Source organism: Lysinibacillus sp. RS11 (genome assembly GCF_042019215.1).
Lineage (GTDB): Bacteria > Bacillota > Bacilli > Bacillales_A > Planococcaceae > Lysinibacillus > Lysinibacillus xylanilyticus_A.
The window spans coordinates 4,431,886-4,444,088 of the sequence record NZ_CP168124.1 but is presented as its reverse complement, the minus strand read 5'-3'; the positions used below and the strand labels follow the sequence as shown (position 1 = coordinate 4,444,088).

The 12,203-nt window shown below is 37.4% G+C and carries 11 protein-coding genes; 9 read left to right on the top strand and 2 right to left on the bottom strand.

The features are described from left to right. The first annotated feature begins 106 nt into the window (after positions 1 to 106). Positions 107 to 1,033 (top strand): manganese-dependent inorganic pyrophosphatase, encoded by a 927-nt coding sequence (locus AB9L17_RS22890; protein ID WP_068984899.1) that lies wholly within the window; start codon positions 107 to 109, stop codon positions 1,031 to 1,033. A 38-nt stretch (positions 1,034 to 1,071) separates the two neighbouring features. On the opposite strand, the gene AB9L17_RS22885 is transcribed toward AB9L17_RS22890, so the two are convergent. After that, entirely contained in the window at positions 1,072 to 2,451 is a 1,380-nt protein-coding gene (locus AB9L17_RS22885) for an FAD-dependent oxidoreductase (RefSeq protein ID WP_223553962.1), read from the bottom strand. 126 nt (positions 2,452 to 2,577) lie between these two features. Between AB9L17_RS22885 and AB9L17_RS22880 the strand changes: the two genes are divergently transcribed. From AB9L17_RS22880 to AB9L17_RS22870, 3 genes are all read left to right on the top strand, one after another. Continuing rightward, the gene (locus AB9L17_RS22880) at positions 2,578 to 3,285 is read left to right on the top strand and encodes a DsbA family oxidoreductase (RefSeq protein ID WP_068984897.1); all 708 of its coding nucleotides are present in this window, start codon (positions 2,578 to 2,580) and stop codon (positions 3,283 to 3,285) included. Positions 3,286 to 3,492: 207 nt separating this feature from the next. After that, on the top strand, positions 3,493 to 4,119 hold the full coding sequence (locus tag AB9L17_RS22875) for an FMN-dependent NADH-azoreductase (RefSeq protein ID WP_223553960.1): 627 nt from the start codon (positions 3,493 to 3,495) through the stop codon (positions 4,117 to 4,119). A 305-nt stretch (positions 4,120 to 4,424) separates the two neighbouring features. Further along, positions 4,425 to 6,785, top strand: a complete 2,361-nt coding sequence (locus AB9L17_RS22870) for a bifunctional 2',3'-cyclic-nucleotide 2'-phosphodiesterase/3'-nucleotidase (protein WP_068984895.1) — start codon at positions 4,425 to 4,427, stop codon at positions 6,783 to 6,785. Here the strand turns inward: AB9L17_RS22870 and AB9L17_RS22865 are convergent. Next, a complete protein-coding gene (locus AB9L17_RS22865; RefSeq protein ID WP_375200829.1) occupies positions 6,774 to 6,947 on the bottom strand; it encodes a hypothetical protein in 174 nt (57 codons plus the stop codon). The two genes, AB9L17_RS22870 and AB9L17_RS22865, sit on opposite strands and share 12 nt — an antisense overlap. 273 nt (positions 6,948 to 7,220) lie before the next feature. On the opposite strand from AB9L17_RS22865, the gene AB9L17_RS22860 reads away from it, so the two are divergent. The 5 genes from AB9L17_RS22860 to AB9L17_RS22840 all read left to right on the top strand — a co-directional run bounded on the left by AB9L17_RS22860 (position 7,221) and on the right by AB9L17_RS22840 (position 12,121). Beyond that, entirely contained in the window at positions 7,221 to 7,526 is a 306-nt protein-coding gene (locus AB9L17_RS22860; RefSeq protein ID WP_068984894.1) for a winged helix-turn-helix transcriptional regulator, read from the top strand. A 219-nt stretch (positions 7,527 to 7,745) separates the two neighbouring features. After that, positions 7,746 to 8,660 carry a UDP-N-acetylmuramate dehydrogenase gene (gene murB, locus AB9L17_RS22855; protein ID WP_223553956.1) on the top strand — a complete coding sequence of 305 codons (915 nt, stop codon included), beginning with the start codon at positions 7,746 to 7,748 and terminating at the stop codon, positions 8,658 to 8,660. Between the two features lie 55 nt (positions 8,661 to 8,715). After that, on the top strand, positions 8,716 to 9,471 hold the full coding sequence (locus AB9L17_RS22850; RefSeq protein WP_068984892.1) for an exodeoxyribonuclease III: 756 nt from the start codon (positions 8,716 to 8,718) through the stop codon (positions 9,469 to 9,471). A 174-nt stretch (positions 9,472 to 9,645) separates the two neighbouring features. Then, on the top strand, positions 9,646 to 10,017 hold the full coding sequence (locus AB9L17_RS22845) for an ArsR/SmtB family transcription factor (protein WP_068984891.1): 372 nt from the start codon (positions 9,646 to 9,648) through the stop codon (positions 10,015 to 10,017). After that, a complete protein-coding gene (locus AB9L17_RS22840) occupies positions 9,998 to 12,121 on the top strand; it encodes a heavy metal translocating P-type ATPase (protein ID WP_068984890.1) in 2,124 nt (707 codons plus the stop codon). Before AB9L17_RS22845 ends, AB9L17_RS22840 begins: the two co-directional genes overlap by 20 nt. Positions 12,122 to 12,203 lie beyond the last annotated feature (82 nt).

Sequence of the window (12,203 nt, the reverse complement as noted above, 5' to 3'; positions counted from 1 at the left end):
GTAGGAGAACCTATTAAAGACAAACTTTCACTTTATATCATGTTAGCTCATAAGGTATGATAAAATAAAATGCAAATGTTATTGCCATTTAGGAGGAATAAATTTAATGAGTAAAGTTTTAGTTTTCGGACATAAAAATCCAGATACAGACACAATTACGTCTGCTATTGTATATGCATATTTAAAGCAACAAATCGGAGTAGATGCGGAAGCTGTACGTCTTGGGGAAGTGAATAATGAAACAAAATTTGCATTAGACAAATTTGGCTTTGAGGCACCACGATTAATTTCTTCGGTAGTTGGGGAAGCAGAAAAAGTAATTCTTGTAGACCACAATGAATTCCAGCAATCAGCTGATGGCATTGAAGAAGTACAAATTACAGAAGTAATCGATCATCACCGTATTGCTAACTTCCAAACGGCTGATCCACTATATTACCGTGCAGAACCTGTAGGCTGTACTGCAACAATTTTAAACAAAATTTTCAAGGAAAATGGCGTAGAAATCCCTGCAAATATCGCTGGATTAATGCTTTCTGCCATCGTTTCTGATACATTATTATTCAAATCTCCAACTTGCACAGAACAAGATGTAAAAGCTGGTGAGGAACTAGCTAAAATTGCAGGTGTTGATGTTGCTGAATACGGATTAGCAATGCTTAAAGCAGGGGCTGACCTTTCAGATAAATCATTAGAAGATCTTTTATCTTTAGATGCAAAAGAATTCCAATTCGGAGAATATAAATCTGTAGTAGCTCAGGTAAACGCAGTCGATATTAACGATGTGCTTGGCCGCCAAGAGGAACTAGAAATTTTGTTAAACAAAAATGTAGCTGAAAATGGCTTAGACCTATTCTTCTTCGTTGTAACAGATATTTTAAACAATGACTCAACAGCTGTTGCTATTGGACAAGTAGCAGAGGCTGCAGCAAAAGGATTTGGTGCTGAGCTTGTAAATAATCGAGTAATTTTACCAGGTGTCGTATCTCGTAAAAAACAAATCGTTCCAGTTTTAACTGACGCATTGAAATAATGGAAAAGAGGTTGCCCTAAAAAAGGCAACCTCTTTTTTTAATCTAGCTTTAATGGATGCACAGCAGGGCCTTCAAGTACTTCACCTTGGGCATTAAAACGGGAGCCGTGACAAGGGCAATCCCAAGTTTCATCGGCTTCATTCCATTTTGTTTTACAGCCTAAATGCGTGCAAGTTGGTGCATTGCCATGTCTAATATAACCAGATACAAACTCCTTTGCAACGAAGCCGCCTACCTTTAGCATTTGCATGAACTGAGCGCCAAATTTCGTACGTGCTGGTGAATAAAGGGCCATTGCTCCATCCTCATTCCTTGCCCCAGTTATTAGAGAGGATAGTAAATCTCCAGCTACAAAAGAATTAGAAATTCCCCATTTTCGATAGCCAGTTGCAATGAAAACATGAGGCAAGGACTGCGTAATCCTGCCGACATAAGGTACCATATCAGGTGTTTCAATGTCTTGCGCTGACCATCGATAGATTGGATCCTGATCGAAATGCCCCTTCATTTCATTTTGAATAGCTTCATAATAGGGCTCCGTATTAGTTGTTTCACCTGCAATATGATTAGCACCACCTAATACTAAATAATGCTCGTCGTTAATGGTAGCCGTCCGAATAGAGCGAGTAGGAGTATCTACGCATAAATATTGTCCTTGCAGGGTATCAGTAATTTTAGCAGCAACCATATAAGAGCGACTGTTAGATAGTTTAAAAAGCTGTAGCCCTTTAAAGGCTTCGATGGGATAGTGTGTGCACAAAACAAGCTTGTTATATTGAACCGACATATCACTTGCGGTTTGTAAGTTATTTTGTGGTATGTTTAAATGCTGAACACGGGTATTTGTATAAATCTTTGCTCCCAACGATTGCGCTTCTTTTGCAAGGAAGTTACAAACCTCTACAGGATTTATTTGAGCTTGCTGGGACATACTTAGCGCTTTTGTTATCGGAAAGGGAAGCTCTGTATCAGAAGTGATTTTCGCCGTAATATTTAATACTTTATAGGCATTCCATTCTTTTAATAATTGGGCATAGCCTTCTTTAGTTTGGCAATAAAGCAATGAATCTACTTGTTGAATACTCTTCTTAGGGAGCAACTGTAAAGCCTTTTCAACAGCCAGTTGATTGAGCTGATAATAGAGCCGTGCCTCATCTACAGAAAGTTTTTCTATTAGATTGCCATAAACTAAGCTATGTTGCGCAGTTAATTTTCCCGTTGAGTTACCAGTCGTACCATGACTGATGTGAGAATTTGCCTCAAGCAAGACTACATCTACACCGGATTTTGCTAAGACATAGGCAGTGTATAGTCCCGTCAAGCCTCCACCGATTATACATACATCACAAGTCGTTGATGCAGGAAGAGATGTTAGGGAGACGGGATCAGTTGTTGCCAGCCAAAGAGATTGTGTCATACATAAACCTCACATTGTTTTTAAGTTCAGTATGTAGATTGATTTGAAAATTTATGCAATGAAGCAGAAAAATTGCCTTAATGTCAGGATTGCCGCTACAATGTAGCAAAAGGAGCGTGACTCGTTATGAAAATTGAAATCTGGTCAGATTATGTATGCCCATTTTGTTATATTGGTAAAAAACAATTAGAGCAGGCTATTCAGGATACTGGTTTTGCAGGACAGGTGGAGCTCGTTTATAAAAGTTATCAACTTGACCCAACAACGCCTGAAGATACAAATTTGTCTACGTATGAATATTTAGCGAATAAGTACGGGATGACGCTAGAAAAAGCGAAGGAAATGGCGCAAGGTGTTGCTGCTCGTGCGAAAGAGGTTGGTCTGGACTATAACTTCGATAAGCTAATGGAAGAAAATACATTAAAAGCACATCGTTTAGTAAAATGGGCGGAACAGCAAGGGGATGTGACAGCGCTGGTAGAAGCATTGTTACACAATTATTTTATCGAAGCAAAGCGTATCGGGCAGGATGACGTATTAATCGATATTGCTGAGCAAGTAGGTTTGAATCGTGAAGAAGTGACAAAGGTACTTTCTAGCGATGATTTTAAAACAGAGGTAGAGACTGATATACAAGAGGGGCTACAACTTGGCGTACGAGGCGTACCGTTCTTTGTGTTAAATCGTAAGTACGGTATTTCAGGAGCACAACCTCAAGAAGTTTTTGAAGAAACTTTGCGTAAAGTAGCAGAGGAAGAAGGCTTACAATCTGGATTAAAGGTCGCAGGGTCTGAAGATGGTGGAGTTTGTACAGATGATAGCTGTAAATTTTAATTCTGTCGGAGAAAAGTAAAAAATAATAGGACCCGATTACTTTTGGAAGGAAGCTGATCAGATTAATGGTGAACCCGTCACTTCCAACATTTCAGTCAAAAGTCTGAGTCTACTAGCGTTGACTTTTAATAGAGAATTTTTTAAGATACTAATATATCTTGAATTCGAGATAAATTAAACTGTGAATTTAAAGGGAGAATTTATATAATGAACGTATTAGTAGTAAAAGCTAACAACCGTCCTGACGGTATTTCAACAAAAATGTATGACACATTTATAGAAAATCTACAAGGTGTAAATGTAACGACTTTTGACGTATTCGCAGAAGACATGCCTTATTTCGGTCAAGATCTTTTCAATGCTTTTGGTAAAGTACAAAATGGTGAAGAGTTAACTAACATTGAATCCCGTCTTTTAGCGGCTAAACAAAAAGCTATGGATGCTTTAACTGCAGCTGACGTAGTCGTGTTTGCTTTCCCTCTTTGGAACTTAACAATTCCAGCAACTTTACAAACTTTCATTGATTATGTATTCCAATCTGGTTATACATTTAAATATAATGAAAACGGTCAATTAGTAGGTTTAATGACTGACAAAAAAGCTATTATTTTAAATGCTCGTGGCGGTTACTATTCATTACCAGAAGCTCAGCCAATGGAAATGTCAGTTAACTACATTAAAAACGTTGTTGGTGGCATATTTGGGATGGAAATTATTGAAGAAGTGATCATTGAAGGTCATAATGCTTCACCAGATAAAGCTCAAGAGATTATTGCAAATGGCCTAGAGGCAGTAAAAAAAGTAGCTCAATCTTTACAAACTGTAAATGTATAATAAATTATTTATTGATAAAAGTTCTCTCTAATTTGAGAGGACTTTTTTTACTTCTTTCATAGAGGTACGGTAGTGGTAAGGAGGTCTGACGTATTGGTACTAGGCACTTTTTATTGATTTACATTTAATAACATCAGATTATAATAAATGATTATGTCATAATATTAATCGATCATTTTTAGGTAAAGTGTTTAGCTATTCTTCTAAAATTACATACAATTAGGACTATTTATTCAGTAAAAATACAGATTAGTATAATATAATAGAAATCGTAGGAAAATATTAGATTTATAGGAGGCTGTTACATGAATAAGAAAATAATAACTAAATTCTTTGCGATGTTACTTATTCTATTCACGGTGTTGCCATTTGGATTTTCCGCAAATGCTGCATCAAACGATGTGACACGTGGAGATTACGTGAAAGAATTAGTGGAAAGCTTAAATGTCGAGCTAGGTGATGGTTCTAATCTTGCCTTCACTGATGTCCCTAAGGATTTAGCCCCGTATGTAGAAAAAGCAGTAGAACTAAAACTTATTAAAGGTAAAACTGCGACATTGTTTGGTCCAAACGATAAATTGACACGTCAACAAGCATTTGTTATTTCTGCTCGTGGATTAGTCAATGAAAACGCTCCACTTTCTGTATTAGATCAGTTTAAAGATGCAGATCAAGTTGCTAGCACACATAAGCAAGATTTAGCAAATGCTGTTGCAGCAAACATATTACAAGGCTTTGAGGATAACACAATTCGTCCTCGTGACTATGTAACAACTGAGCAAATGCAAAGCATTGTTGAACGTTTTGTAGCTGAATACAAATTACCTACATCTGCAACTACAGTGGATCTTCAAATTTTAGGTACAACAGATATTCATACAAACCTTGTAAATTACAATTATTTCTTAGATGCTGAATCAGCTACTGTAGGTTTAGCAAACACTGCTACATTAATTGAACAAGCTCGTACTGAGAACCCGAATACATTATTATTTGATAATGGCGATTTAATTCAAGGAACGCCATTAGGATCTTATAAAGCGCTAGAAAACCCTTTAAAGCCAGGGGAGGTTCATCCAGCTATAGCAGCACTTAACGTACTGAAATATGATGGTGGAACTTTAGGGAATCATGAGTTTAACTATGGCTTAGAGTTTTTAGATGAAGTATTAAATGATGCAAAATATCCAGTCGTAAATGCTAACACTTACGATGCTAAAACAAAAAAACGTATGTTTTCACCTTATGTCATTCTTGATAAAGAGGTTGTAGATAATACGGGTAAAAAGCACACACTTAAAGTTGGTGTTACAGGTATCGTACCTACGAAAATTGTTGAATGGGATGCGATCCATTTAGCAGGTAAGGTAGAAATGCAAGAACCAGTTGAAGCGGTAAAAGAAGTTGTACCAGAAATGCAAAAGGCTGGAGCAGACGTAATCGTGGTTCTTTCACACTCTGGTATTGGTGAGGACACTTATGTAAAAGGTGCCGAAAACGTTGGATACCAGATCTCTGAGATTGAGGGTGTCGATGCTTTAATTACAGGTCACTCTCATTTAACGTTCCCAGGGGACTATAAAAATCTGAAAAATGTTGACCAAGAAAAAGGTACAATTAACGGTGTACCTACTGTAATGGCAGGAAGCTATGGTAGCTATCTTGGAGTCATCGACTTAAAGCTAGAACAACAAGGTTCTAAATGGGCTGTAGTGGATGGACAAGGTTCTATCCGTTCTATTAAACAAGAAGGCTTACAACCATCTAAAGCAGTTTTAGATGCAGTTAAAGAAGCGCATGAAGGAACGTTAAAGTATATTCGTCAACCTGTTGGTGAGACAAAAGCACCGATTCATAGTTACTTCTCAATGGTTCAAGACGATTCTTCAATTCAAATCGTGACGCAAGCTCAAAAATGGTTTGTTGAAAAAGAATTAAAAGGTACTGCTGATGAAAACACACCACTTCTTTCAGCTGGTGCACCTTTCAAAGCAGGCTCACGTAACAACCCTGCAGATTATACAAACATTCCTGTAGGTCCGCTTGCGATTAAAAATATGGCAGACATCTATCATTTTGACAATACTGTTTCAACGATTAAAGTAACAGGAGCACAAGCCATTGAATGGTTAGAAATGGCTGCTGGTATATTTGCTACAATCGATCCGAATAAAACGGAAGAACAAAACATTATTGACCCAGAAGCACGTTCTTACAATTTTGATGTATTAGATGGTTTAACATATCAAATTGATGTAACTTCACCGCCTAAATATGATCGTCGTGGTGACTTAGTAGACGAAAAAGCAAACCGTATTAAAAACGTACAATATAACGGTAAACCAATTGATCTAAATCAAGAATTCATCATTATTACAAACAACTACCGTGTTGGTGGTTCTTATGGTGCTACATTCAAAAATACAGATGGCTCTAATGTAACAAATTATGCGTACGAAAATCGCCAAGCTGTTATTGACTACATCATGGAAAACAAAACAATTAATCCTGCTGCGGATAATAACTGGTCATTTGCACCATTCCCAGCAAATACAAAAATTATTTACCACTCTGCTAAGGATGCACAAAAAGTCATTCCTGCAGGCAGCAATATCGAATATTTAGGAGATACAGAAGGCGGCTTTGGTAAATATTTAATTAAATAATGAAAATGAAAAGGAGAGTGTGAATGAATCGCTGCTCTCCTTTTTATGTCGTTCAAAGGTCTGATACCTTGTTCCTTGAAATGTTAACATGGCAAAATCTCCATCTGCAAGTTGCCCATAATCACGACCACTCATTTTTAATTCTAGACGATCGCTCTTAATAAAGTGGTCATAATTTTAAAGGCGGGTGCATCTATAAGTAGTATGTAGTCATTAGATTCCATGGTCATCCATGAAGTGGTCGGCCAAGGTTAATTTCTATATCCTTGCTTTATTTGAGCATAGAGGTACATAGTTTTCCATTAATAAAACTTATAAATTATTTTTGGTAATTAAATATAAAATAATAAATAAATTACGATAAGTAAATAAGTTACTTCAAATTTACTTTTCTTAAATTAATCGTTACAATAGAGTACATAAGAGGTGAAAATAATGAATGAGACAAATTTATGTCCTCGTTTAGCTAAAGCAATGGATTTAATCGGAAAACGCTGGACAGGGCTAATTTTATATCAATTATTAGATGGACCACAGCGCTTTAATGAGATTGAATCTGCATTACCTGTTAGTGGTCGTTTATTATCTGAACGTTTAAAAGAGCTAGAAAAAGAAGGGCTTGTTGAACGCAGAGTGTATTCAGAGGTACCAGTGCGTGTAGAATATTCTTTAACAGATAAAGGTCGGGCATTAGAAGGGGCAATCCGCAATATTGAATCATGGGCAACGAGTTGGCTTTAGTGTAGGTCTATTGGAATTTTGATGGTGGGTGAACAATCGGCTATTTATGTCACTAGGAATGACCACGAATTTTCTTTATGATATTCATCATCTCTGCACAGGTAGCCTCGCTGTCTGTTAAGGCGAGATAAAAAATACCCTTCATTTCACTTGTCAAATTAGGGTTCTATATCCATACTAGTGTAGGAGTAAGAAGGACGTTAGAAAGGAATTAGCTTCATGACAAAAGAACAATGGGTGACGGATTTAGCACAGAGCGTTAATCCGGCCAATATTAAGTTAGATGAATCATTACAGCAATATACTATGACAAAATTAGGTGGTAAAGCGGATGTTTTCGTTCTTGTTGAAACAGAGGATGAGGCAGCAACGGTTATTCGTTATGCTAACATGAATAATATACCATTATTAATGTTAGGTAATGGATCTAATATGGTCGTTCGTGATGGCGGTCATCGAGGAATCGTTGTTACATTTTCACTTTTAGATGAAATTCATATTAATGGTGACCATGTCTACGCGCAAAGCGGTGCGCTTATAAAAGATGTATCAAAGCTTGCAGCAACAGCATCTTTAACAGGCTTTGAATTCGCATGTGGTATCCCGGGTTCAATAGGTGGAGCTATGGCAATGAACGCAGGTGCATATGGTGGCGAAATTAAGGATATTATTATTTCATCAAAAGTGCTAACAAGAGAAGGCGACATTTTAATATTATCGAAAGAAGAGCTTGAACTTGGTTATCGTCAAAGTATCATTGCTAAAAAAGGTTACTATGTATTATCATCCGAATTTCAATTAGCTAAAGGTGTGCAGGAAGAAATTGATGCAAAAATTGCTGATTTAACGTTTCAGCGAGAATCTAAGCAGCCGTTAGAATACCCATCTGCAGGGAGTGTTTTTAAGCGCCCGCCAGGTCACTTTGCAGGTAAGCTTATTCAAGATAGTGGCTTACAAGGTAAAGGTGTAGGTGATGCAGAGGTATCAACGAAGCATGCAGGCTTTATTGTTAATAAAGGTAATGCAACGGCTACTGACTATATTGCAACAATCGACATGGTACAACGAGTAGTTAAAGAAAAATTTGGCATCGATTTAGAAACAGAAGTAAAAATCGTTGGTGATGACTTATAAAACTCTACGCTCTTCGCTAATGGCGGAGGGCGTTTTTTGAGGAGTGAAACAGTAAATGAAATTTATATCTTGGAATGTCAATGGAATTCGAGCTTGCTTGGGTAAAGGGTTTTTAGATTTTTTCAATCACGTAGATGCAGATTTTTTCTGTATTCAAGAATCGAAGTGTCAGGCTGGACAAGTGGAGATTTCACTTGAGGGATATGAGCAATATTGGAATTATGCACAGAAGAAAGGTTATTCAGGTACAGCGATTTTTACAAAGCATACGCCACTTGCAGTACGTTATGGCGTTGGTGAGGATGAATCACAAGAAGAGGGGAGAATTATTACATTAGAGTATGAAGATTTTTACTTAGTGAATGTTTATACCCCAAATTCACAGCGTGATTTAGCTAGATTACCTCTTCGTTTAGAGTGGGAGGATCGGTTAGCGCTATATTTAAAAGAGCTAGATGCCAAGAAACCGATAGTATACTGTGGCGATTTAAATGTTGCACATATGGAAATTGATTTAAAAAATGCAAAGTCGAATGTTGGTAATTCAGGTTTTACATATGAAGAACGTGCAAAAATGACTGAGCTATTGGCAAGTGGTTTTGTGGATTCATTCCGCTATATGCATCCAGATACAAGAGATCACTATACATGGTGGTCTTATATGAATAAAGTACGCGAGCGTAATATTGGGTGGCGTATTGATTACTTTATTGTGTCTGAGAGATTAAAAGACAAAATTGATGTGGCAAATATTCATTCACATATTATGGGTAGTGACCATTGTCCAATCGAATTACAGCTTAATAACTAGTGTCTATTAAAAATCGGTGTACATTTTGTGCACTGATTTTTTTGCTTATGTGAATTTAAAATTAATTGGAGTAATAAAGATATACATCATTTACATTCAAACACTCATTTGAATATGATGGAATATTATGCTATAGTGAAAACAATCAAACGAACATTTGAATGAGGTGAGGAAATGCAAAAAGAAGTATGTGAAGTAACGCATGTTAACGAAGAAGCGGTCAAAAAGGTACAACAGCAAATGCCAGATCTATCAGGAGTAGCAAAATTTTTAAAAGCATTATCTGATGAAACAAGACTCAAGATTGCATATGCCTTAACGGTCGAGGATGAATTATGTGTTTGTGATGTTGCCTCCATTATTGGCTCGTCAGTAGCAACAGCATCGCATCATTTACGTTATTTGAAAGATAATAACTTAGCAAAATCGTATCGTAAAGGAAAGCAGATGTATTACTCTTTAGCTGATGAGCATGTGTATCAAATTGTAACGGTTGCCTATGAACATGTGAAAGAGGGGATTGTAAATGGGAGCGACGCCAACTAAACAAGAATACAGGCTACAAAACTTGTCTTGTGCCAGCTGTGCAGCAAAGTTCGAAAAAAATGTGAAAGCTATTCCAGCGGTACAGGATGCACAAGTTAATTTCGGTGCTTCAAAAATAACAGTTATTGGTGATATTGGCGTTGATCAACTTGAAGAGGCAGGTGCTTTCGACGGCATAAAAGTATCCCATTCAACAGTAAAAACACTTGGAAAATCAACACCTTTTTATCGAAAAATAGAAAATATATTAGCTGGTATTTCCTTGTTATTTGTAGTGCTAGGATATGTGTTTGGGGCAATACGTAGTGAAACGGATCCACTGGCTATTGGGATGTTTATTATCGCGATTCTAGTTGGGGGAATTGGCATTTTTAAAACAGGCTTCCGCAATCTAGCACGCTTTGAATTTGATATGAAGACGCTGATGACCATTGCCATAATAGGTGCGGCTATTATAGGAGAATGGGAAGAAGCGGCTGTTGTTGTCTTTTTGTTTGCGGTTAGTGAGGCACTTGAAGCGTATTCGATGGATAAAGCACGTCAATCAATTCGTCAGCTTATGGATATCGCTCCTCCAACGGCAACAGTAAAGCGGGCACATGGTGAGCATTTCCATGAATTCGAGCTACCAACTGAGGAAATTGAAATTGGGGATATTTTAATCGTTAAACCTGGTCAGAAGATTGCTATGGACGGAATTGTAGTGAGTGGATTGTCAGCAGTGAATCAGGCAGCGATTACAGGCGAATCTATTCCTGTTAATAAAACGGTCGATGATGAAGTATTTGCAGGTACTTTAAATGAAGAAGGTGCCTTAGAGGTACGTGTGACAAAGCGAGTAGAGGACACAACAATTGCAAAAATTATTCATCTTGTTGAAGAGGCACAGGCAGAAAAAGCACCTTCACAGCAGTTCGTTGATCGCTTTGCGAAATACTACACACCGGCAATTATGATTATTGCCTTACTAGTGGCCGTTATACCACCTTTATTTATAGGTGATTGGCAACATTGGATTTATCAAGGATTAGCAGTCCTTGTTGTAGGTTGTCCATGTGCACTTGTTGTTTCTACACCAGTTGCTATCGTTACAGCAATTGGGAATGCCGCTAGACAAGGCGTTCTTATTAAAGGAGGTATTCATTTAGAGCAGCTCGGTCATATTGAAGCAATAGCATTTGATAAGACAGGTACACTGACAAAAGGGAAACCTGCTGTAACGGATATTTTTACAGCGAAAGGGATGTCTGAGGAATGTGTTTTACAGCTGGTAGCAGCAGTTGAAAAACAATCGCAACATCCATTAGCTAAAGCTATTTTGCAGGCATTGCATGATAAAAATTTAACAGAGCTTATACCGACAGACTTTCAATCCGTAACAGGTATGGGCGCTTATGCAACGGTTAATGGCCAAATAATCTATGTAGGAAGCTTAAAATGGATTGCTACTTTAACGACTGTTGATGAGATGGTAAAAGAACAGGTTAAAAAACTTCAAAAACAGGGTAAAACAGTTGTAGCAGCTGTTAGTAATGATCAGTATATTGGGATGATTGGAATTGCTGATCAATTACGTCAAGAGAGTAAAGATGTCTTGGATAAGTTAAATGGTCTAAAAATAAAGCATAAAGTTATGCTGACAGGCGATGCAGAACCAACAGCACAGGCAATTGCAACTTCTTTAAAAATGACAGATGTGAGAGCAAGTTTATTACCAGCAGAAAAATTAATGGCCATTAAAGATTTACGTGCACAGTTTGGCGCAGTGGCGATGGTAGGAGATGGTGTCAATGATGCACCCGCACTTGCTTCAGCCAATGTTGGCATTGCAATGGGAGGTGCTGGCACTGATGCAGCACTAGAAACAGCGGATATCGCATTAATGGGTGATGATTTATCGAAACTTCCATATACAATTGGTTTAAGTAGAAAAACATTACGCATCATTAAAGAGAACATTATATTTGCCCTAGTCTTAAAAGTAGTGGCCCTGTTACTCGTTATCCCGGGATGGTTAACATTATGGATTGCAATCTTTGCAGATATGGGCGCTACATTACTAGTTGTTTTTAATTCATTACGATTAATCAAAACTAAGAAGTAGTAAATAAGATGTGATTCGGTGACAAATGTAGGTCATTAATCTCGCTAAGAAGCTAGTCGTTTTTATACTACTAGTGATTCTT

Bases quoted from the DNA above. Each gene is read 5' to 3' on its own strand.
- AB9L17_RS22890 (WP_068984899.1), top strand. From the start codon at position 107: ATGAGTAAAGTTTTAGTTTTCGGACATAAAAATCCAGATACAGACACA.
- AB9L17_RS22840 (WP_068984890.1), top strand. From the start codon at position 9,998: ATGGGAGCGACGCCAACTAAACAAGAATACAGGCTACAAAACTTGTCT.
- AB9L17_RS22850 (WP_068984892.1), top strand. From the start codon at position 8,716: ATGAAATTTATATCTTGGAATGTCAATGGAATTCGAGCTTGCTTGGGT.
- AB9L17_RS22880 (WP_068984897.1), top strand. From the start codon at position 2,578: ATGAAAATTGAAATCTGGTCAGATTATGTATGCCCATTTTGTTATATT.
- AB9L17_RS22885 (WP_223553962.1), bottom strand. From the start codon at position 2,451: ATGACACAATCTCTTTGGCTGGCAACAACTGATCCCGTCTCCCTAACA.
- AB9L17_RS22870 (WP_068984895.1), top strand. From the start codon at position 4,425: ATGAATAAGAAAATAATAACTAAATTCTTTGCGATGTTACTTATTCTA.
- AB9L17_RS22860 (WP_068984894.1), top strand. From the start codon at position 7,221: ATGAATGAGACAAATTTATGTCCTCGTTTAGCTAAAGCAATGGATTTA.
- AB9L17_RS22845 (WP_068984891.1), top strand. From the start codon at position 9,646: ATGCAAAAAGAAGTATGTGAAGTAACGCATGTTAACGAAGAAGCGGTC.
- AB9L17_RS22875 (WP_223553960.1), top strand. From the start codon at position 3,493: ATGAACGTATTAGTAGTAAAAGCTAACAACCGTCCTGACGGTATTTCA.
- murB (WP_223553956.1), top strand. From the start codon at position 7,746: ATGACAAAAGAACAATGGGTGACGGATTTAGCACAGAGCGTTAATCCG.